At 48.5% G+C, this 21,034-nt stretch carries 21 protein-coding genes; all 21 read left to right on the top strand.

Annotated features, from left to right (window positions below; all coding sequences use genetic code 11):
* Positions 1 to 3: 3 nt before the first annotated feature.
* Positions 4 to 831 carry a UDP-3-O-acyl-N-acetylglucosamine deacetylase gene (gene lpxC, locus BLR65_RS05240; protein WP_093793136.1) on the top strand — a complete coding sequence of 276 codons (828 nt, stop codon included), beginning with the start codon at positions 4 to 6 and terminating at the stop codon, positions 829 to 831.
* Between the two features lie 28 nt (positions 832 to 859).
* Positions 860 to 1,291: a 3-hydroxyacyl-ACP dehydratase FabZ gene (gene fabZ, locus BLR65_RS05235; protein ID WP_211285145.1), complete on the top strand. Its 432-nt coding sequence runs from the start codon at positions 860 to 862 to the stop codon at positions 1,289 to 1,291.
* Positions 1,292 to 1,485: 194 nt separating this feature from the next.
* Positions 1,486 to 2,307, top strand: coding sequence for an acyl-ACP--UDP-N-acetylglucosamine O-acyltransferase (gene lpxA, locus BLR65_RS05230; protein ID WP_093793135.1), 822 nt, complete (start codon positions 1,486 to 1,488; stop codon positions 2,305 to 2,307).
* Between the two features lie 116 nt (positions 2,308 to 2,423).
* Positions 2,424 to 3,227: an LpxI family protein gene (locus tag BLR65_RS05225; RefSeq protein ID WP_093793134.1), complete on the top strand. Its 804-nt coding sequence runs from the start codon at positions 2,424 to 2,426 to the stop codon at positions 3,225 to 3,227.
* 43 nt (positions 3,228 to 3,270) lie between these two features.
* Positions 3,271 to 4,416 carry a lipid-A-disaccharide synthase gene (gene lpxB, locus BLR65_RS05220; RefSeq protein ID WP_093793133.1) on the top strand — a complete coding sequence of 382 codons (1,146 nt, stop codon included), beginning with the start codon at positions 3,271 to 3,273 and terminating at the stop codon, positions 4,414 to 4,416.
* Complete coding sequence (gene msbA / locus BLR65_RS05215) at positions 4,413 to 6,137, top strand: lipid A export permease/ATP-binding protein MsbA (RefSeq protein ID WP_093793132.1); 1,725 nt, start codon at positions 4,413 to 4,415, stop codon at positions 6,135 to 6,137. Before lpxB ends, msbA begins: the two co-directional genes overlap by 4 nt.
* A 19-nt stretch (positions 6,138 to 6,156) precedes the next feature.
* Positions 6,157 to 7,473 carry a 3-deoxy-D-manno-octulosonic acid transferase gene (locus BLR65_RS05210; RefSeq protein ID WP_093793131.1) on the top strand — a complete coding sequence of 439 codons (1,317 nt, stop codon included), beginning with the start codon at positions 6,157 to 6,159 and terminating at the stop codon, positions 7,471 to 7,473.
* Positions 7,474 to 7,499: 26 nt separating this feature from the next.
* Positions 7,500 to 8,651, top strand: coding sequence for a tetraacyldisaccharide 4'-kinase (gene lpxK / locus BLR65_RS05205; protein ID WP_245692447.1), 1,152 nt, complete (start codon positions 7,500 to 7,502; stop codon positions 8,649 to 8,651).
* A gap of 55 nt (positions 8,652 to 8,706) precedes the next feature.
* The gene (gene kdsB, locus BLR65_RS05200) at positions 8,707 to 9,450 is read left to right on the top strand and encodes a 3-deoxy-manno-octulosonate cytidylyltransferase (protein ID WP_093793130.1); all 744 of its coding nucleotides are present in this window, start codon (positions 8,707 to 8,709) and stop codon (positions 9,448 to 9,450) included.
* Complete coding sequence (kdsA, locus tag BLR65_RS05195; protein ID WP_093793129.1) at positions 9,447 to 10,271, top strand: 3-deoxy-8-phosphooctulonate synthase; 825 nt, start codon at positions 9,447 to 9,449, stop codon at positions 10,269 to 10,271. The genes kdsB and kdsA overlap by 4 nt, the downstream gene beginning before the upstream one ends.
* A gap of 27 nt (positions 10,272 to 10,298) precedes the next feature.
* A complete protein-coding gene (locus tag BLR65_RS05190) occupies positions 10,299 to 11,273 on the top strand; it encodes a KpsF/GutQ family sugar-phosphate isomerase (protein ID WP_093793128.1) in 975 nt (324 codons plus the stop codon).
* Positions 11,273 to 11,818, top strand: a complete 546-nt coding sequence (locus tag BLR65_RS05185) for a KdsC family phosphatase (protein ID WP_093793127.1) — start codon at positions 11,273 to 11,275, stop codon at positions 11,816 to 11,818. Before BLR65_RS05190 ends, BLR65_RS05185 begins: the two co-directional genes overlap by 1 nt.
* 15 nt (positions 11,819 to 11,833) lie before the next feature.
* Positions 11,834 to 12,715 (top strand): lysophospholipid acyltransferase family protein, encoded by an 882-nt coding sequence (locus tag BLR65_RS05180; RefSeq protein WP_093793126.1) that lies wholly within the window; start codon positions 11,834 to 11,836, stop codon positions 12,713 to 12,715.
* Entirely contained in the window at positions 12,712 to 13,278 is a 567-nt protein-coding gene (gene lptC / locus BLR65_RS05175) for an LPS export ABC transporter periplasmic protein LptC (protein ID WP_093793125.1), read from the top strand. Before BLR65_RS05180 ends, lptC begins: the two co-directional genes overlap by 4 nt.
* Positions 13,275 to 14,024, top strand: coding sequence for an LptA/OstA family protein (locus BLR65_RS05170; RefSeq protein WP_093793124.1), 750 nt, complete (start codon positions 13,275 to 13,277; stop codon positions 14,022 to 14,024). Before lptC ends, BLR65_RS05170 begins: the two co-directional genes overlap by 4 nt.
* Before the next feature lie 40 nt (positions 14,025 to 14,064).
* On the top strand, positions 14,065 to 14,784 hold the full coding sequence (gene lptB / locus BLR65_RS05165) for an LPS export ABC transporter ATP-binding protein (RefSeq protein ID WP_093793123.1): 720 nt from the start codon (positions 14,065 to 14,067) through the stop codon (positions 14,782 to 14,784).
* Positions 14,785 to 14,823: 39 nt separating this feature from the next.
* On the top strand, positions 14,824 to 15,912 hold the full coding sequence (locus BLR65_RS05160; RefSeq protein ID WP_093793122.1) for an LptF/LptG family permease: 1,089 nt from the start codon (positions 14,824 to 14,826) through the stop codon (positions 15,910 to 15,912).
* 15 nt (positions 15,913 to 15,927) lie between these two features.
* Entirely contained in the window at positions 15,928 to 17,199 is a 1,272-nt protein-coding gene (locus BLR65_RS05155; protein WP_093793121.1) for a DUF3084 domain-containing protein, read from the top strand.
* Positions 17,200 to 17,589: 390 nt separating this feature from the next.
* On the top strand, positions 17,590 to 18,816 hold the full coding sequence (locus BLR65_RS05150) for an S-layer homology domain-containing protein (RefSeq protein ID WP_093793120.1): 1,227 nt from the start codon (positions 17,590 to 17,592) through the stop codon (positions 18,814 to 18,816).
* Positions 18,817 to 19,021: 205 nt separating this feature from the next.
* Positions 19,022 to 19,435 carry a RuvC family protein gene (locus BLR65_RS05145; RefSeq protein ID WP_093793119.1) on the top strand — a complete coding sequence of 138 codons (414 nt, stop codon included), beginning with the start codon at positions 19,022 to 19,024 and terminating at the stop codon, positions 19,433 to 19,435.
* 266 nt (positions 19,436 to 19,701) lie between these two features.
* Positions 19,702 to 21,033 carry an S-layer homology domain-containing protein gene (locus BLR65_RS05140; protein ID WP_093793118.1) on the top strand — a complete coding sequence of 444 codons (1,332 nt, stop codon included), beginning with the start codon at positions 19,702 to 19,704 and terminating at the stop codon, positions 21,031 to 21,033.
* The last annotated feature ends 1 nt before the right edge of the window (position 21,034 follow it).

The following is a 21,034-nucleotide window of genomic DNA, read 5'->3' as shown; positions in this document are numbered from 1 at the left end:
TTAATGGATCGCCAAACTACAGTAGCTTCGCGTGTAACTTATACCGGTATCGGCCTGCACTCAGGGTGTGATGTGACAATTTCCCTGAACCCGGCGCCCGCCGACAGCGGTATTGTCTTTGCCCGGACGGACCTTGCCGGTACGCCCTGCGTAACGGCCAAAGCGGTTAATGTGACCAATACCCTGCGGGCTACTACACTAGAAGAAGGCGAAGCCAAAGTAGTCACTGTTGAACACTTACTGGCCGCTTTTTCTGCCATGGGAATTGATAATTGCCTGGTGGAAATTTCGTCAGTTGAACCGCCGGTGGCTGACGGTAGCTCGCTGCCTTTTCTTAAATTGCTGGAACAGGCCGGCAGTACCGCCCAGCAGGAAATGCGCCGCCCGCCGATTGTGATTAAAGAAACCATTGCCCTGCGGTATCCGGACAAATTCATTGCCATTCTGCCCTATAATGGATTTCGTATTACGTTTACGTCCATTAATCCTCATCCATTACTGGGGGTTCAGTTTGGGGACTATGAAATAACACCGGCAACTTTTGCGCAGGAACTGGCTCCGGCCCGGACCATTGGTTTCATGCATGAGGTTGAGGCTCTGCAAGCCCAGGGGCTGGCTTTGGGCGGAAGCTTGGATAATGTTGTTGTCTATGATAACCAGCATTGTTTAACGCCGCTTAGATTTCCTGACGAACTGGTCAGACATAAAATCTTGGACGTAATTGGTGATTTGGCTTTGGTTGGCCGTCTTGCCGGCCATGTGATCGCCGTAAAATCAAGCCATGCGCTGAATACCGCGCTGGCCAAAGAGATAGTAAAAGCAAGTATGTGATGTGATGATATGAGGAGGCGTTTCCCTGATGATTTTAACTGCAGCCCAAATTCAAGAGGTTATTCCACACCGTTTTCCCATGTTGCTTGTGGACCGTATTCTTGAATTGGAGCCCATGAAACGGGCGGTGGGTATAAAGAACGTAACCATGAACGAATATTTTTTCGCAGGACACTTTCCCAAAAAACCGATTATGCCGGGTGTGCTTATCCTGGAAGCCATGGCCCAGGTCGGCGGTGTTGCCATGCTGTATCCTGAAGAATACAGGGGCAAGCTTCCCGTTTTTGCCGGAATGGACAGAGTTAAGTTCCGGAAGCCGGTTATCCCGGGCGACCAGCTTTATATGGTGGCGGAAATTGTAAAACTTCGCAGCTCAATCGGGAAGGTGTGGGCGGAAGCCTCCGTTGATGATCAAATTGTAGCCGAAGCTGAATTTTTATTTGCGCTTACCGCGGAATAATAATCGTAAAACAAAAAAAACCACTGAAAAATGGTTGATAAATAGTAACAATGCATGTTTTCACTATTTTTTGCCTGAATTCGTTTAAATTCGGCGTGCCATTTTTAGACTGCTCAGTCGGAATATATATAACAATAAACGACACACGAGACCTGCTTATAAAGTTCTAATTTAGTGGGGAGATGATTTTGATAATGAAGCCGGAACCGGTTGTAATACCGTTACGTAAAATACATGAAACTGCAGTTGTTCATCCCAATGCCCGTATCGGCAAAGACGTGGAAATTGGTCCTTACGCCGTGATTGGTGAAAATGTGCTTATTGGCGATGGCACCCAAATAGGCGCGCATGTGGTGATTGACGGCTGGACCAGTATTGGCAAAAACTGCGTAATTTATCCGAGTGCCTCCATTGGTGCCGAGCCGCAGGATTTGAAATTCCGTGGCGAAAAAAGCTATGTATTTATTGGCGATAACACGAAAATCCGCGAATTTGCGACAGTTAACCGGGCTACCGGGGAAGGGGAAGAAACCCGGGTTGGCTCTAATTGCCTGCTGATGGCTTATACCCATGTTGCCCATAACTGTGTTGTGGGCAACAACGTGATTATGTCCAATGCGGCAACGCTCGCCGGTCATGTTGTGGTGGAAGACCGCGCTGTTATCGGCGGCTTGGCCGGAGTTCATCAATTTGTAAAGATTGGCCGTAATGCTATGATTGGCGGTGCAACCAAAGTTGTTCAGGATATCCCGCCATTTGTTATCGTTGACGGCAATCCGGCTAAAGTACGCGGCTTAAACAGCGTAGGCATTTCCCGGGCCGGTGTCAGCGAACCTGCCCGCCGCAATCTTAAAAAAGCCTTTAAAATACTCTACCGTTCCGGTCTCAGCCTGGCGCAGGCCATTGCGGTAATGGAGCAGGAACTGGATTCCTGTGAGGAAATTGAGCACATGCTTCGTTTCCTTCGCAACGCCGAGCGCGGTATCTGCCGTGGCCACAAGGATGCGGAGAATTAACGTATAGCAAATTAACGGATAGCAAAACCTATAGATAATTATTATATGATTGGATTTTTTCATAACAGCGTGATGCGGCATAGTACCGCATCGGGCTACATAAGGTGGGAGCTATTATGAATACAATTGGATTAATTGCCGGCGTTGGCCGGTTGCCGGTAGAATTTGCCCGTGCCGCTCGCGGCATGGGCTTTGACGTGATAGCCGTAGCCGTGGCGCCGGGTGTGGACGAAGAACTTGGGCAGACCGTGAAAAAATTTTATTCAGTTGGGTTAGGACAACTGGATAATTTGATCAGCATTTTAAAACAAGAAGCGGTTGGGCAGGTGACTATGCTGGGAAAAGTGACGAAAGAACATCTTTTTAGCGGTGCCGCCCGCCCCGATGCCCGCATGCAGCAACTATTAGCCGGTCTTACCGACTTAAACGATGATACCGTTATGCTGGCACTTGTCCGTGAATTTGCCGGCGAGGGCATCGGCGTGCTGGATCAGACGCAGCTCATTCGCCGGCTTATGCCGTTGCCGGGTGTGCTGACCAAGCGTCAGCCTACGCCGGACGAGCAGGCTGATATGGAATACGGTCTGGCCATGGCCCGGCAAATGGGCGGCCTCGATATCGGACAAACTGTTGTAGTAAAAAATAAAGCCGTTATGGCGGTGGAAGCAATTGAGGGCACCGATGCCTGCATTAAGCGGGGCGGCGAGCTGGGACGCGGCGGTGTTGTCGTGGCCAAAGCGTCCAAGCCCCGGCAAGATGCCCGTTTTGACGTTCCCAGCGTGGGTCCGGATACTTTACAAACCATGATCGCCGCCGGCGCGGCGGCGTTGGTGATCGAAGCCGGAAAAACACTCTTGGTCGATAAAAAACAGGTCATTGAATTGGCCGATCAGCATGGTATAGCCATTGTTGTTCAATAAGTGATGGTAGTATATGTATTGACTAAAATCCTGGAGGATACTCATGAAAATCATGCTTTCAGCCGGTGAGGCCTCAGGCGACATGCATGGTGCCAGTGTAGCGGGCGCACTTAAACTGTTGCAGCCGGATATCGAACTTTTTGGAATGGGCAGCAAAGCTATGCTGGCGGCAGGCGTAAGAGTGGATTATGACATTGCCGGCCAGGGCATTATGGGTTTGGTCGAAGTGATTAAAAATCTGGGTCACTTGTTTGCCTTGAGGGACAAACTGGCAGACCTTATGGACAAGGAATGCCCGGACGCGCTTGTTATTATCGATTATCCGGATTTTAATATGCGGCTGGCAAAAATAGCTAAGAAAAAAGGTATTCCTGTCATTTCCTATATTAGTCCCTCGGCCTGGGCGTGGCGGCGCGGCCGGGCCAAAGAAGTGGCGAAAATTGTAGATAAAATTGCCGCTATTTTTCCCTTTGAAGCGGAAGTATACCAGGCGGCAGGCGCCGATGTTACGTTTGTCGGTCATCCGTTAGTGGATATTGTTAAGCCGGCCTTGAGTGCGGCAGAAGCCTGCCGGCATTTTAATGCCGATCCGGATCGCCCGCTGGTGATGATAATGCCTGGCAGCCGCCAGCAGGAAATTGACAAACTCCTGCCGGTCATGCTGGCGGCTGCCAGGATAATTCTGGACAGGCTGCCGGCATGCCAATTCTTTCTGCCTGTTGCTTCGACAATTTCCCGGGAAATATTACAAAATATCATTGACGGTTATCATGTACCTGTAACCTTAACTAGCGATTATACGTATGACCTGATGGGTATTGCCGATGTCGCCATTGCGGCTTCCGGTACGGCAACCCTGGAGACTTCCCTCATGGGAGCACCTACGGTCATTATTTATAAAATGGCGCCGCTTACCTATTTTTTAGGCAAATTTTTGGTTAAAATACCGAATATCGGCTTGCCGAATATCGTTGCCGGGCGGCGCATTGTACCCGAATTACTGCAAGACGCGGCTAATCCTGAGAACATTGCCGCAGAAACGCTGAAGCTGCTTACCGATAGTCAAGTCTATAACCAAGTACAGGCAGATTTGGCCGCAGTAAAGGCAAAACTTGGCCAAGTCGGCGCAGTTAAGCGCGTAGCGGAAGTGATCTTAGCTGTGGCCCAAAAAAAAGAGGTAGTACGATGAAGCTCTACTTACGACTCATTAATTATATACGTCCTTATATGCCGCGCTTTTTACTTGCCATTGTGTGCATTTTAATTGCGTCCGGCGCCAACTTATACGTTCCCTGGATCATCAAGGACGTTATTGATGGTGTGCTGGCTTCCAAGGACATGGTTATGCTGAACACAATTGCCATTGGGATTGTGTTGGTATTTCTGCTGCGCGGTATTTTCTTTTATGGGCAGACCTATCTCATGTCGTTCATTGCCCAAAAAGTGATTATCGATATCCGTGAAGCCGTATACCGCCACCTGCAGCGCCTGTCTTTGTCTTATTATGAAAAGCGCCAGACAGGGGCGATCATGAGCCGCATTACCAACGATGTGGCCGCTTTGCAAAACGCTTTGGTTGACAGTGTCATCGAACTGTTTACCGAAGGCATGGTGCTGATCGGTTCGATGGCGACGATGTTTTACCTGCACTGGCGGCTGTCACTGTTGACTTTTATTGCTTTGCCGCTGGTGGCGCAGGCGATTAACATTTTTGGCAAACGCCTGCGAACGTCCAGCCGGATCATGCAGGAACGGGTAGCGGATATTACATCTGTCCTGCAGGAAACGATTTCGGCGGTACGGGTTATTAAGTCATTTGGACGCGAAGATTACGAAATAGCGCGTTTTAACCGTCAGAACCACTTAAATTTCCGGGCGCAGATGAAAAACGCGCAAATTATGGCAACCTTAACGCCGGTTATTGAATTTTTAGCTGCTATTGGCATTACTCTGATTATCTGGTATGGCGGCCGGGAAGTCATTAACGGCAGCCTAACCTCCGGCTCCTTAATTGCTTTCCTGATTTACGCGGTCAATATCAGCAACCCCGTTAAACGTCTCAGCCGGGTGTATGGGAATATTCAACGGGCCTTGGCGGCCGCCCAGCGGGTTTTTGACGTCCTTGACACCGAGCCTGAGATCCAGGATATTCCTGGCGCGGTTGATTTACCGCCCATTACCGGCCGGGTTGTTTTTGAAAATGTGAATTTTTCGTACAAGCCTGGTGAGCAGGCTCTGAAGAATGTGTCCTTAGTTGCCGAACCGGGGCAAATGATTGCCATTGTCGGACCCAGCGGCGCCGGTAAAACAACTATCGCCAATCTTGTTCCCCGCTTTTACGATCCAACAGATGGCCGGATACTGATTGATGGCTATGATATTAAACAGGTAACGCTAAAATCTTTACGTACGCAAATTGGGATCGTGCCGCAGGAGACAGTACTCTTTAACGGCACGGTTTATGAAAATATATTGTATGGCGATCTTGACGCCGGTAAAGAGCAAGTGATTGCGGCTGCGCAGGCGGCCAATGCCCACGACTTTATTATGGCTATGCCCGCCGGGTATGAAACCCAAATCGGCGAGCGGGGCTCGAAACTGTCCGGTGGCCAGCGCCAGCGGATTGCAATTGCCCGGGCTATTTTGAAAGATCCCCGGGTGCTCATTCTGGATGAAGCAACTTCCGCGCTGGATACCGAAAGTGAGAAGTTGGTGCAGGCAGCGCTGGATAAGCTCATGATTGACAGGACTTCCTTTGTTATCGCCCATCGCTTGTCGACAGTACAGCGTGCCCATGTTATTCTGGTAATTGATAGAGGGCAGATCATCGAATGCGGTTCCCATGCCGAGTTAGTAGCGGCAGGGGGGTTGTATAGCAAGCTGTATCAGGTGCAGTTTGCCGATAAGTAGGAAATAATGAGGTATTGATATGTATCTGATCTACAATATCCTGGCAATTATATTACTTATCCTGGCACTGCCGGTTTTTGTTGTACGGGTCGTCAGGGAAAAAGGATTTACAGAGCGGCTGCGGCAAAATTTTGGTGCTTTGCCGACCGAAACGCTGATCAAGGTAGCCGGTAAACAGGCTATCTGGGTTCATGCCGCATCAGTCGGTGAGATTGTAGCTGCGAGTCCGATCGTTAAAGAAATACGACGGGAATTGCCAGGCATCCCCATCGTGGTATCGGTTGTTACCGCCAGTGGCTATGATATGGCAAAACGTATTATTGCCGAAGCAGATGGAATTATCTTTTTTCCATTGGATTTGCCGTATCTGAGCTATGCTGTTGCCGCTAAAATCAGGCCGCAGGCGTTTCTTATGGTCGAAACCGAGTTGTGGCCTAATTTTCTCAAAGCGGCACGCGAGCTTGATATTCCGGTTATGATGGTGAATGGTAGAATCAGCGACAAGAGTGTCAATCGGTATGCTTATTTTCGCGGTGTCTTGGGCGATATGCTCAAGACTGTCATGAAATTTTGCATGCAATCCAACATTGATGCCGAATATATTATTCGTTTGGGAGCCGATCCGGCCCGGGTGGTAGTTACCGGCAATACGAAATTTGACCAAAGCTACACGGAATTAAGTCCGGAAGAAAAAAAACATATGGTAGATTTGCTGCGTTTACAGGAAACCAGTCAGATTATCGTGGCCGGCAGTACGCATCGCGGTGAAGAAAGTTTACTGTTTCCGGCTTTTGCCAAAGTACGTATTGAGTTCCCTGATACCCGGTTTATCGTTGCGCCGCGCGATACGCTAAGGGCCGATGAACTTGTTGAATTAGCTGATAAACATGGTTTTACGGCCGTAAGGCGTACCAGTTTGCCAGGCTGTTATAGCGGCCGGTATGATATGATTATTATTGATACGATTGGCGAACTGGGAAAAATTTATGGTCTTGGCGATATTGTTTACGTCGGCGGTAGTTTGATTCCGCATGGCGGCCATAATATTTTGGAGCCGGCTGCGCATGGCAAACCCATTTTGGTTGGCAGACATATGTTTAATTTTAAAGATACATACGCGCTATTTTCTGAGTGCGGGGTTTGCTTAACTGTAGCCGACAGCAAAGATTTGGCAAATACAATGATTACATTGCTGAAAAATCCTCAAAAGAGAGAAGAGATTGGCCGGGAGGCACTTAGGATTATTGCTGAAAATCGCGGCGCTTCCTATAAAAGCGCGTTATATTTAAAAGAAATATTGCAGCAGCGGCAGGCTTTTGCAATCAGTAAACAGTGAGAGTCCAAGGTAAAGGCGGAAACTATATGATTAATCAGCGGGAAGCGCTCCAAGTATATTTATATCGATTAGTCCATGGTGAGAAACATGGTTTATTAGCCGCTATGATTCTCGGTATGCTGCGCCTGATGTCCTTTATTTACGGCTTAGGCGTGCAATGTACGCTGGCCATGTATCGTTGGGGCCTATTACACCGGCATAAACTTCCCTGCAAAGTCATCAGCTTAGGCAATATTACGGTCGGCGGTACGGGTAAGACCCCAACCGCCCAGCGCTTGGCCGCGTTTATACGCGATATGGGCTACCGGGTTGTTATTCTTAACCGGGGCTACCGGGCTGCCTGGAAGGGACAAGTTGGCGTTGTGTCAGATGGCCGCAAAATCTACATGACCGTAACGGAAGCCGGTGACGAGGCTTACCTGCTTGCCAAAAGTTTGCCCGGGGTTCCGGTTGTCATTGGGCGTAACCGCTCTGTCACCGGCGATTATGCAGTGAGGCATCTTAACGCGGAAGTGATTATTCTGGATGATGCTTATCAACACTGGCAGCTTGAGCGCGACCTTGATATCGTACTAATTGATACGATTAATGTCTTTGGCAACAACTTTCTCCTGCCAAGAGGCACACTGCGCGAGCCGCTCACCAATCTGGACAGAGCCCATGCTTTCCTCTTAACGAAAGTGGATCAGTCAACCGATATAGCCAGAGATGCCATTCGGGAGACTGTCCGCAAATATAATGCGGCAGCCCTGGTAATCGAAAGTACCCATACGCCGCGCTGCTATATTGAAATTGAGGAATGGTACAAAGGAGTACGCCCGGAAACTGTACCGCTGGACAAGGTAAAAGGCCGCTCCGTATTGCCTTTTTCAGCAATTGGCAATCCATCCTCGTTTGAGCAAACAATTACCGATTTGGATGTTAACATCGCCGATGCCGTGCGGTATCCTGACCATCACGATTATACCATGGCCGAAATGCAATCCATTATGCAAAAGGCTGTTGATTGTGGTGCCGAGGCGCTGATCACCACCGATAAAGACGCTGTGAAAATTCCTTCTGAATTTATCCATTCTGAACGGCCGCTGCCAGTCTATGTGTTGTCGATTGAGGTTAGATTTCATGAAGGATATGAAGAATTAATGGACATGATAAAAAATATAGCCAAGCAGAAATAGGCGCTGGTGGTCTGTAGAGTACCAGGTCGCCTTAATTTCTTTTGGGAGGTAAATTATGAATATACTTTGTGTCATTCCCGCCAGGTACTCATCCACCCGTCTGCCGGGCAAGCCATTAGCCCTGATTGCCGGCAAACCCATGATCGAGCGGGTATATGAGCGGGCTTTGGCGGCTAAACGGCCGACTGCGGTACTGGTAGCCACTGACCACGAGTTAGTGTATCAAGCAGTTAGGGCCTTTGGCGGACAAGCCATGATGACTTCGCCTGGTCATGCTACCGGCACCGATCGCCTTGCCGAGGTGGCGGAAAAATATACAAATGCCGATATAATCATCAATGTTCAGGGCGATGAACCGCTGATTGCGCCGGCAGTGATTGACTTATTGGCCGGCGCTTTTGATCATGATCCGGGGCTAAACATGGCTACTTTAATGACGGAAATGGACAAAGAAGAATATAATTTGCCCAGTGTGGTCAAAGTAGTGACAAGCTTGGATGGCTATGCTTTATACTTTTCCCGGTCCCTGATCCCCTATCCCAGAAACAGCAAATTACCTGGCGGCCCCTTGCCGGTCTATAAGCATATCGGGATTTATGCCTATCGCCGTGACTTTTTACTCCAGTATGCCGCTATGGCCCCTACGCCGCTGGAGGCAACCGAATCATTGGAACAACTACGGGCGCTGGAACACGGTTATAAGATTAAAGTATTGAAGACCGACTTTACATCCATCGGCGTCGATACCCCTGAGGACCTGGAAAAAGTGAATGAATACTTTAGGAGGCAAAATCGATGAATACTGTACAGATTCAAAATATTACCGTTGGCGCGCAAAACCCGATTGCCCTGATTGCCGGTCCCTGTGTCATTGAAGATGCCGAGCGTACCCTGGCGATTGGCCGGGCAATCAAAGCGATTACCGACCGCCTTAATATTCCCTATATTTTTAAAGCTTCTTATGATAAAGCGAATCGTTCGTCCTACAGTTCTTTCCGCGGGCCCGGATTGCGGGAAGGCTTGCGCATTCTGGCTCATATCAAAAAAGAATTGGGTGTTCCTGTCTTAAGCGACATTCATTGCGTTACCCAGATTGAGCCGGCCGCCGAAGTGCTGGATATTTTGCAAATTCCCGCCTTTCTCTGCCGGCAGACAGATCTCGTTTACGAGGCGGCCCGCAGCGGCAAGGTAATTAATGTCAAGAAAGGGCAGTTTTTGGCGCCGCTGGATATGAAGAATGTGATTGCCAAAATAGAAGAAGCGGGCAATCAACAAATCCTGCTAACCGAGCGAGGGGCAACCTTTGGCTACAATAACCTGGTAGCCGATTTCCGGGCTTTGCCGATTATGCGCTCACTGGGTTATCCGGTCGTATTTGACGCTACCCATAGTGTGCAGCTTCCCGGCGGGGCCGGCACCACCTCCGGCGGTCAGCGTGAATTTGTTCCTTACCTGACGCGCGCGGCGGTTGCCACAGGAGTCGATGTGCTGTTTATGGAAGTACACGATAATCCGCCGGAAGCCAAATCGGACGGTTCCAATATGCTGTATGTTGATCAATTGGAAGCCGTACTTAACGATGTGTTAGCCATTGACCAGGTTGTAAGGAAACACAAATAGATCCTGTTAGCAAAGGGAGGTATTACTATGCCGCTTGAACATGCACGTGCCTGCCTCGAACTGGAAGCCGAGGCGATTCGCGCGTTGATTCCCCGTATTAATGACCAGTTTGCCGCCGCGATGAATATGATTTTGCGTTGCCATGACCGGGTGATTGTGACCGGCATGGGCAAATCGGGCATAATCGGGAAAAAGATAGCAGCAACTTTGGCCAGCACAGGTACGCCGGCCTTTTTTCTTCATCCGGCCGAAGGCATTCATGGCGACTTGGGTATGGTGACAGCCAAGGATATTGTGATTGCCATTTCCAATAGTGGTGAGACCAACGAAGTTATCGGCTTGCTGCCGGCTCTGAAACGGATTGGCGCGCCGATTATTGCTATGACCGGCCGCAAAGAATCCACCCTCGCGCAAAACGCCGATATATTTTTGGATGTTGCTGTGGAAAGAGAAGCTTGTCCCTTAGGGCTGGCCCCCACTGCCAGTACAACCGCTACCCTGGCCATGGGCGACGCTTTGGCTATTGCGCTGTTATCCTCACGCAATTTTACGCCTGAGGATTTTGCCTTATATCATCCGGGCGGAGCGTTGGGGCGCAAACTGTTGTTAACTGTAGAAAACGTTATGCATGGCGGCGAGGACTTGCCGGTTGTCACGCCGGATAAGACGGTGAAGGAAGCTTTGTTTGTCATAACGGCCAAAGGTCTTGGTGCCGTACTGGTGGTTGATTCGTTTGACACTATGCGGTTAGTAGGTCTGTTAACCGATGGTGACATTCGCCGCAGCCTGGAAAAGGGCCATGAATTCCTGGATAAATCGGTAGCCGGACTTATGACCCAAAAACCACGCACGATCACCAAAGACAAACTAGCCGCCCAGGCACTTAATATCATGGAGAAAAATAAACCACGGCCCATTACGCTGCTGCCAGTAGTTGACAGCGAATTTCGGGCCATTGGTATTATTCACCTTACTGACTTATTGCGTCAAGGAGTGGTATAATGGAGAGTGTCCGTTATGCTGAGCCCATCAGACTCATCATTTTTGATGTCGATGGCGTACTGACAGATGGGCATATCATCTTCGGCCAGGATGGCGAAGCGCTCAAGGCGTTTCACTGTCAGGACGGCATGGGCATTTCCCTGGCCCACAAGGCCGGTCTCAGGACAGCTATCATTACCGGCCGCGAAAGCCAGATTGTGTACAAACGGGCAACAGAACTAAAAATTGGGGATATCCATCAGGCGGCAGCCGACAAAGTTGCGGCGCTGCGCGCCCTTATGGAAAAATATTCGCTAACTTTGGAGCAGATTGCCTATATTGGCGATGATATTAACGACTTACCGGTTATGGTACAGGTGGGACTGCCCTGTGCCGTAGCCAATGCCGTACCGGAAGTTAAGGCCGCCGCTAAATTTATTTCCGCCCGGCCGGGTGGGAATGGGGCGGTACGGGATAGCATTGAATTTATCTTGAAAGCGCAAAAAATTTGGGAAAGGCTTGTTGCTGAATATACGATTTCCGACCGGTTTGCGATAACGCAATAGAAAGGGGGCGGGAGCATGTCCAATGAATGGCAATACCATAGTTGGAAGCTGGCCAGCCGTTTAGTCTGTCTGTTGCCGCATTCTGTGATACTGTCCCTCGGCAAAGTGCTGGGCCGCCTTTACTACCGTATTGCCGCCAAACAGCGCAAGCGTGCCCTAAAACAGATCAAAGAACGGCTCGGCTTACCGCCGGAACAGGCTGAGATTACAATAAAAAGCTCTTTTATCAAACTCTCCCAGACTTTTCTGGAAGTTCTCTCCATGCCGGCCTTAACCAAAGAAACGCTGTCACGCTATGTAAAAATTGAGAACCGGCATTACCTCGCCGACGCATTGGCCCAGCAAAAAGGAGTCGTCTTTTTAACGGCCCACCTTGGCAACTGGGAGTGGTTTGGCGCCGCGCTGGCTCTGGCTGGTTTTCCGGTTGCCGACATTGTTAAGCGCCAGCCCAACGATCAGCATACCCGCCTGTTGAATGAAAACCGGCAGCTATTTGGTATCGAACTTTTTGCCAGTGGCACCAGTGAACTCGTCGGTGCCGCCAGGGCGTTAAAAAAAGGCAAGATGCTCGCCTTTTTTGCCGACGGTGACGCCGGCAGGGATGGGATATTTATTAATTTTTTAGGTAAGCCGGCTTCCACCCATCTGGGACCGGCCGTGTTTGCCCGCAAGTTTAAGTCGCCGGTAGTGCCTGGTTTTATCACCCGTAATCCGGACGGCACACACTGCATCCGGCTGCAGCCACCCATTTACTATGAAGACACCGGCAACCCTGATGCCGATCTATATAATCTGACAGAACGCACAACGAGAATTATTGAAGAGGCTGTTAGGTCTTATCCGGACGAATGGCTTTGGTTTAAAAAGCGCTGGAAAACAGAGGTGAAGTCTTCTTGAACAAAACAGCATACCTGAGTCTTGTCTGCGCCGCACTGCTGATAGCCGGGGGACTCTATTATTTTCTCCGGGAAGAGCCGTCGCTGCCTGACAGCACCCCGATAGTAGAGCAAAACCCAGCGCAGCCTGCATCTAATTTAACTTTTGCCGGGTCATCGATTATCGAAGAGAAAAACGGCAAAAAGGTATGGGAAATAAACGCGGAAACCATAGAAGCCGATACCTCCGGCAAATTGGTTTATCTGACAAACCTCACAGGCATATTCTATCAGGAAAATGGCGGCAAGCTGGAGCTTGTTGCCCAAAAAGGCGTACTTGATACCAAAACGCATGATATTACCTTACAAGGGGATATTAAGGCGACATCCAGCGAGGGTGCCGTATTTACCGCCCCCGAAGGTCGTTATAGTGAACAAACCAAACATTTTACCGGTACCGGCGGGATAACCCTGACCCGGGGTGATACCGTCATTACCGGCGATACCATTGATGCCGATACCGAAACGGAAAGAGTAAAAGTGCAAGGCAATGCCAGGGTAGTAACAGGAGGCAAGAACCCATGAGAAAAAATGCGATTTTCTGGCGGCACACAGTAGTCGCAGCCATCACGCTGGTGGCCGTTAGTGCCGGCGGCCTGTATGCGATGGCTGCCAGTCAGCCGGCTGCCAAAGCACCTATCGAGCTGGTTGCCGACAGTATTGATTATGATTCCAAACAAGGCGTTATTAATGCCACCGGTACGGTGCGCATAACCCAGGGGCAGGCAGTGATTACGGGGGCTAAAGCCGAATACAACACCAACAGCCAGGAAGGGCGCATCACCGGCGGTGTCAAAGCGGTAAACCAGGATGCCACTCTGACTGCCGCGGAAGTGCAGACCTACAAAAATAACACCTACCTGGTCGCAATCGGCGATGCGGTACTGATTAAAGGGGAAAATCGTCTTACCGGGCCCAGAGTCGAATATTTTACAGAAAACCAGTATGCTTTGGTACCGCAAAATGGTAAAATGGAAATGCCGGACGGCACCATGACGGCTGATAAAATCGAAGCCTTCTTACCGGAAAACAGCGCTACCGGGACCGGTTCCGTCCATATCGTCAGTCCGCCCCGTAATCTGGACGCTACTGCTGATACAGCCACCTACTACGGTGATCCCCAAGGCCAGAGTAAAGTGATCTTGAATGGCAATGCCCACGCCGTTCAGGACGGCAATGTGCTGACAGGGCAAACCCTTACCCTGCGTCTTGATGAAAAGGCCATGGACTCCCAGGGCGGCCGGAGCAAACTGATTATTACACCGAAGTAACAGTCACTACAATCAAAACAGAGCAAGGATGTTGCGCATTATGTATATCGAAACCCGCGATTTAGTTAAAACCTATAAAAAACGTAATGTAGTCGACGGTGTCAGCCTGCGTGTGGACCAAGGCCAGATCGTCGGTCTGCTGGGGGCCAACGGTGCGGGCAAAACCACCACTTTCTACATGATTGTCGGGCTGGAACGCCCCAATAGCGGTAAAATATATATTAACGACCAGGATATTACCGATCTTCCCATGCACCGGCGTTCGCGCTTCGGCATCGGCTATCTGCCCCAGGAAGCGTCCATATTTCGCAAGATGACGGTCGAGGATAACCTTATGGCCATTTTGGAAACTACTTCGCTTACAGCGGCTGAGCGCCAGGAAAAAATGAACAGCCTGCTGGCAGAATTTAACGTGAACCATGTCCGCCAGCGGCAAGGCTCCGAACTGTCAGGCGGTGAGCGGCGCCGGGTCGAAATTGCCCGGGCGCTGGCAACCGATCCGCGGTTTATTTTGCTGGACGAGCCTTTTGCCGGTGTTGACCCCATCGCTGTCGCCGATATTCAGGCCATTATCGCCTATCTCAAGCAACGCGGCATCGGCGTACTCATCACCGACCATAATGTCCGCGAAACCCTGACCATTGTTGACCATGCCTATATCTTAAACGAAGGCAAAATTCTCATTGCCGGCGACAGTGATACCATTGCCAACAGCGACATTGCCAAGAAGTACTATTTGGGTCAGAACTTCACGCTATAGAAAAATGTCGACTGCTAACTTACCGGGTAGGAGAAGTTAATGCGTATACTTGACAAATATATTATCAAAGAGATGCTGGGACCGCTTGTTTTCGGCGTAGCCGCCTTTTCAAGCATTTTTATCGGTACCAATGTTTTGCTTAAATTAACTAAATATATTTCCCAATATGATGCCTCCATGGTAACCGTAATCAAACTATTTATCTATAACCTGCCTCTCATTCTTGTGCGAACCTTCCCGATGGCTATGCTGCTGGCTTCGCTCCTGGCCTTTAGCCGCCTGTCGGGGTCAAGCGAAATAACCGCCATGAAATCAGGTGGCTTAAGCTTTTTCCGGCTGACAGTGCCGGTGATTATTTTGGCGCTTTTCGTCAGTATCGTGGCGGTGGCTTTTAATGAAGCCTTAGTACCGGCGGCAAATAACGCCTATGATCATATTGTGCGTTATGAGGTTCAGAAAAATACCAGTCCGGTTACGCAGGAAGACGTCATTATTAAGGATATTCAGTTTGGTAAATTACAGCAGTTAACCTATGCGAAAAACTTTATCGAAGAAACCAGCACCATGAATAAAATAGCGGTACAAGAGTTTGCGGACGGCCGGCTGGTGCGGACCGAAAATGCCGAGAAGGCTGTATGGCAAGGGGATCGTTGGCTTATGGTTAATGGTACGACGACCGAATTTGCGGATGATACGCGTATTGCGCATATGCGCTCCTTTACGGAAAAAGAAATGCCTGTCAGGATGAGTCCGGCAAGTATAGCGCTTGCCCAAAAAGACCCGGAAGACATGACCATGAAAGAACTTAGCCAGCATATTGCCTTATTAAAACAAGAGTTTGTCGCCGCCAACTCGTATGAAGTAGAATACTATCAGCGGCTGGCGGTACCGTTAGCCAGCTTGGTTTTTGCGATGATCGGCACGCCGCTTGGTTTGTCCAATCATCGGTCCAACTCATCCATCGGCCTGGGCCTGAGCATCATTATTATCCTGATCTACTATTCGTTGTTGACAATTTCGACGGCTCTGGGCAAAGGCGGTGTCGTTCATCCGTTTGTAGCCGCTTGGATACCCAATTTGATAGGTATCCTGGCAGGTTTCTATTTAGTAGCCAAATCCTCACGCTAGAAGGAGGGGAGCAGCATGTACGGTTTGGTGCTAATTGCCACTCTCGCCGTTATGGGAGGAGCTATTGCCTATATCGGCGATAAACTGGGTACCAAGGTAGGCAAGAAAAAACTCAGTATGTTTGGGCTCAGGCCTAAACATACCTCGATAATTGTTACCATTATTACCGGCATTTTGATTTCCGCCACTACCCTCGGCATAATGACCGCAGTGTCCAGGGACGTACGTACCGCTCTGTTTGGTATGAAAGAACTCAAAGCCGAACTCTTGTCCCTAACCAAAGAAGTTGCTTCCAAAACAGCCGAACTGGAAGCCAGCCGTACAGCCCTTGATACCAAAAATGCCGAATATGCCGCCATCAGCGCCAAAGTAAAACAAACAGCCGAACAACTCTCCCAGCTTACAGCCGAGCTTACGGAAGTAACCGCCGAACGTGACCGTACGGTGGCGGCCTTAAACGCACTGCAGGCGGATTATGCGCTGGCGCAGAGAGATTTAGCGAGTTATCAGGAAAATATCAAAAGCCTGCAGGCCACGAAAATGGAACTGGATAACAGAATTGCCGGTTTGAATAGTCAAATTGGCGAATTAAATACTGCCAAGAATACATTGCAGAGTGATGTTGACCGCCTTAATGAACTGACAACCAATCTGAAACAAGGTCTGCAAAATGTCCGGGAAGGCACGGTTGTATTTCGCACCGGTGAAGTACTGTCCACGACGATTGTCCATGGCGGACAGTCACTGGACGATACCGCCAAAGAACTAACCGGTGTAATCTATAATACCAATCAGTATATTCTTGATAAGCTGAATGTGTCTGACAAAAAACTGGATGTATTGTGGATTACCCGTTCGGATTTTGACCAGGCAGCCAAAGTGATTGCCGACAACAACCAGCAAGTGATTGTCCGGATTTCCGCTGTTAGCAACACGGTTTACGGTGAACCGGTTATTGGCCGGATTGAACTCTTTCCTAACTATCTTATTTACCAGCAGGGAGATGCTATTTACAGCGAAACTGTTGATATAGCCGGCGATAGTTCGGCGGAAGAAACAGTCCTCGCCTTTTTGCAAAATGTTAATACCGCTTCTGTAAATAAAGGGATATTGCCGGACCCGCTTCAAGGCACAGTCGGTCATATGACCGGTGTGCAATTATTTGATATTGTCAACAAAGTCAAGCGCCAGTCAGGAAAAGTAGAGATTACGGCTGTTGCCGCCAAAGATATCTTTACCGCCGGGCCGCTGCAAATTGAAGTAAGAGTTAGAAACTTGTATAATTAACAGAATATACCGGGAGAGAATCCTGCTTAGTAAGCAGGATTCTCTTTTTTTTACGCGAATATATAGCGGTGTAAAAGATTAGTTATGTTAACATCATAATTAATCTTGCACAGTTGTACCATTATTGGAAAACCTTGATAAATCAAGAAAATTACCAAATAATACATCTGCTGAGTTAGCAGGAATCATTACAACTGTGTCGAAATTATGTTAACATAAACCTGCGAAATGCGGCAGGTGCATATCGAGTTAGCCCTGCAGAGAGGAAGGCTCAATTGAGGAAACGTGGATACTCACTTCAAAGCATTCCCCCTGACGCGGGTAGACCTCAGGTATGCCGGTGGCGACACCCGCGAAATTAAAATCATAATATTCAAGGGGGATTTTTTCGTGAACAAGAGACTTCTTAAAGTTGCAGTTACTACTGCGCTTACTGTAGCATTTGCCGTTCCTGCTTTCGCTAATCCATTCACCGATGTGCCGGCAAAACACTGGGCTTATGACGCTGTCAACAAACTGGCTCAAGCCGGTGTGGTAACAGGCTACGGCGACGGCACCTTCAAAGGTGACAAAACTGTTTCCCGTTATGAAATGGCTTCCATTATCGCCACGGCCATGCAAAAAAACCTAAACAGTGACCAAAAGGCAACGGTAGACAAACTGTCCAAAGAGTTTGCCGCAGAACTCAATAGCATGGGTATCAAAGTAGACGCTCTTGACAAAAAAGTCGACAACATGGTTAAGATCTCCGGCGACGCCCGCGTACGTTATTTCGCGGCTGACGACGCCAAAGACAACGAGGATTATGCCGATTACCGCGCTCGCGTAAGCTTTGACGGCAAAATCAACGACAATATGAAATTCAATGCCCGTCTTTCCAGCGGCAGTGCATTATCGGAAGACAAAGGACCTGGTATCTCCCTGGAAACCGCTAATGTCAGCTTCAACGCCCTTGGTCTGAACAACACCATTGGCCGTCAGGACATTAAACTTGGCTCCGGCTACCTGCTGGACGGTCAAATGAACGGTATTGCCACCAAAGCCGGCGGTCTGAAACTGTTTGCCGGTAATGCTTCCTCGAACGCAAAGGTGAATGATTCCGCAAGCCCGTATGCTAACGGTGTAACTACTCTTACCACTACTCCTGCTACTGTCTGGAACAAAGTATATGGCGCTGAATACGGCACCAACATTCTCGGCGCTCAAGTTACTGCCGATTACCTGAAAAACAACACCAGCAAAGATGAATTCATCGGCGCTAACGTTGGTTTCAAACTCTTTAACGGCGTAACTGCCAACGCTGAATACTTCCAAAACAGCGGCGACAACAAGAACGACGCAACTGCCAAAGCTTATGGCGTAAAACTGAACAACCTTGGCCTCTCCGCCACTTACCGTGATGTAGAAGCTAACGCAGTTACTCCGTTCAGCACAATGTTCACCAGCACCAACACCCAGTTTGCTGATCTGAACGGCGGCTTCAAAGGTATGGAATATCAGTTCGACAAAGCTCTTGACAAAAATGCTACTCTTACTGTGAAATACCAAGATTTCGAAACCCAAGACGGTGCTAAGCTTCCTGCTCGCACCAGCGCTGCTGTTAACGTTAAATTCTAAATCAAGCATTCCGCAGCAACAACGGACGCCTTCGGGCGTCCGTTTTGTGTTTTGGGGCTGTTTGTGCTAGTATCAGAATAGAGGGCAGCTAATCAGGATATAAGCAGGTTGTTCATAAATGTATAAGTTAGACTGGAACGATAAGACATGATAAAAAAGGAATAGAAGGAAATTCTCTTACATAGAGTATGAAGGGGGAAGCCAAATGCAAGAACTTCAGATTCTTGCCGTTGATCCGGGACGGGAGAAATGCGGCCTTGCCGTGGTACATAGAGAACAAGGTCCTGTCTATCAGACAGTCATTGAGACAAACAAACTGACCGCCACAGTCACCTTTCTTGCGCAAATGCATATGCTAACTACGGTAGTGATTGGTGATGGTACGACATCGCGCTCGGCGCAGCAGGCCCTGAAAAGCGTCAGAATGGCAGGAAAAGCATTAACCGTTATTCCGGTGGGGGAATACCGTTCGACAGACGAAGCCCGCAAACGCTATTGGCAAGCACATCCTCCCGCCGGTTGGAAGCGGCTGCTGCCGACAACCATGCTGGTTCCGCCGGTACCCGTGGATGATTATGTGGCAGTTATCCTGGCGGAACGTTATTTTGGCAAACGCTAACGCCGTATTGTTAAGATTTAGCAAAAAAATGTTATTTTTTTGTAAAAAATTCTTAACAAACAAGCAGGAATATATATAACAGCATAGAATACATTATTATGTAAAAAGTTCCAACTATAACATAGTTTGGTCTTTTCGCCTGGATAGACAGGCGTTGAGATAAGAGCATAAACCCGGGAAGATTGATTTGAGGAAACATGGCCACTCAGATTGTCTCTTCTTAGGTAAAGGCTCAAAAATACAAAACCTAAGGGGGAAACAAAAGAATGAAAAGACAAACCGCTATGGCTCTGGCAGCAGTATTTGCTATGAGCGTAGCAGGAACCGCTCTGGCTGCTCCTGCAAATCCGTTCGTTGATGTACCGGCAAAACACTGGTCCTACGACTCCGTTAACCAATTAGTTAAAGCCGGTGTAATTTCCGGCTACGGCGACGGCACCTACAAAGGCGACAAAACTCTTACCCGTTATGAAATGGCTACTATCGTAGCAAAAGCAATGGCTAACAGCGACAAAGCCGATGCTCAAATGAAAAAAAACATTGAAGCTCTGAAAGCCGAATATGGCGCAGAACTCAACAATCTCGGCGTTCGCGTTGACAACCTTGAGAAAAATGCCTCCAAAGTAAAGTTCACCGGTGAAGTTCGTTCACGGTATGATTGGCAAGATAAGAAAGACGGCCAAACCTTTGATAATACTGACGAACGTACCCGCCTTCGTTTATACATGGAAGCGCCTATAGATCCAAATGTTACTTTCCATGGTCGTTATCAAGCTGAAAGTGGATGGGGTACTGGTGCTGAATCCAAACTGGATCAAGCTTACATCACTGGTAAACTAGGCGGACTTGAATACAGCTTTGGCCGTCAGCCTGTTTGGCTGGGTCAAGGTATGATTGCCGATGTTTCAGATAGTAATGACGGTTTGTTCTTGACTGCTGGCAAAGATGTTAAAGTTACCGTAGGTGCTTTTAAACGTGATGTGGCTGGATATGCTACCGCTAAAGATTGGGGCTTTGACTTAACTGATCCAGACGATTTAACTGATTGGAATAATTTGAAAAATAGCGTTGAGAAAAATTTCTATGCGGCCAATATCGATGCAAAACTTAATAAAAACCTCAATTTGTCCTTGTCCTATTTGGCAGATAAAGAGTCTAATATCTACAAAACCACATCTGCTGGCTTAAACTATACCGGCTTGAAAAATTTCACAATTAGTGGCGAATACGGTCAAAATGATTCGGATGCACTACAAGGCGAAAAAGCCAAAGCCTGGATGGGAAAAATCAAGTATGCCGGTGCCCAGAAAGATAAAGTAGGCTCTCTTGGTGTATGGGCTGGCTATAGAAGCGCTGAAGTTGGTTTTGATCCTGCCGAACTTACCACTCTTGATTGTGGTAGAAGATTAGACACCTCTTATGGCATTTTAGATAATGTCAAAGGTCCTGAATTTGGTATTGAATATACCGTATTCCGTAACGGGATACTTACTATTCAATACAATGACCTTGAACTAAAAGATGTAATCGCTACTACTGGCAATGGCACTAACAAAGATAAAAAGAGCCTCTTCGCTCAATTAGTTTATACTTTCTAAA

Origin of the sequence: Sporomusa acidovorans, assembly GCF_900101845.1 — a bacterium.
GTDB lineage: Bacteria > Bacillota > Negativicutes > Sporomusales > Sporomusaceae > Sporomusa > Sporomusa acidovorans.
Note: the sequence above shows the minus strand (reverse complement) of the source record. Positions and strands in the feature narration are given on the sequence as shown.

Coding starts and splice junctions, on each gene's coding strand:
- BLR65_RS05210 (WP_093793131.1), top strand. CDS start 6,157: ATGTATCTGATCTACAATATCCTGGCAATTATATTACTTATCCTGGCA.
- lpxA (WP_093793135.1), top strand. CDS start 1,486: ATGAAGCCGGAACCGGTTGTAATACCGTTACGTAAAATACATGAAACT.
- lptB (WP_093793123.1), top strand. CDS start 14,065: ATGTATATCGAAACCCGCGATTTAGTTAAAACCTATAAAAAACGTAAT.
- BLR65_RS05190 (WP_093793128.1), top strand. CDS start 10,299: ATGCCGCTTGAACATGCACGTGCCTGCCTCGAACTGGAAGCCGAGGCG.
- kdsB (WP_093793130.1), top strand. CDS start 8,707: ATGAATATACTTTGTGTCATTCCCGCCAGGTACTCATCCACCCGTCTG.
- BLR65_RS05140 (WP_093793118.1), top strand. CDS start 19,702: ATGAAAAGACAAACCGCTATGGCTCTGGCAGCAGTATTTGCTATGAGC.
- BLR65_RS05160 (WP_093793122.1), top strand. CDS start 14,824: ATGCGTATACTTGACAAATATATTATCAAAGAGATGCTGGGACCGCTT.
- lpxB (WP_093793133.1), top strand. CDS start 3,271: ATGAAAATCATGCTTTCAGCCGGTGAGGCCTCAGGCGACATGCATGGT.
- BLR65_RS05155 (WP_093793121.1), top strand. CDS start 15,928: ATGTACGGTTTGGTGCTAATTGCCACTCTCGCCGTTATGGGAGGAGCT.
- fabZ (WP_211285145.1), top strand. CDS start 860: ATGATTTTAACTGCAGCCCAAATTCAAGAGGTTATTCCACACCGTTTT.
- lpxC (WP_093793136.1), top strand. CDS start 4: ATGGATCGCCAAACTACAGTAGCTTCGCGTGTAACTTATACCGGTATC.
- BLR65_RS05180 (WP_093793126.1), top strand. CDS start 11,834: ATGTCCAATGAATGGCAATACCATAGTTGGAAGCTGGCCAGCCGTTTA.
- kdsA (WP_093793129.1), top strand. CDS start 9,447: ATGAATACTGTACAGATTCAAAATATTACCGTTGGCGCGCAAAACCCG.
- BLR65_RS05225 (WP_093793134.1), top strand. CDS start 2,424: ATGAATACAATTGGATTAATTGCCGGCGTTGGCCGGTTGCCGGTAGAA.
- BLR65_RS05170 (WP_093793124.1), top strand. CDS start 13,275: ATGAGAAAAAATGCGATTTTCTGGCGGCACACAGTAGTCGCAGCCATC.
- msbA (WP_093793132.1), top strand. CDS start 4,413: ATGAAGCTCTACTTACGACTCATTAATTATATACGTCCTTATATGCCG.
- BLR65_RS05185 (WP_093793127.1), top strand. CDS start 11,273: ATGGAGAGTGTCCGTTATGCTGAGCCCATCAGACTCATCATTTTTGAT.
- lpxK (WP_245692447.1), top strand. CDS start 7,500: ATGATTAATCAGCGGGAAGCGCTCCAAGTATATTTATATCGATTAGTC.
- BLR65_RS05145 (WP_093793119.1), top strand. CDS start 19,022: ATGCAAGAACTTCAGATTCTTGCCGTTGATCCGGGACGGGAGAAATGC.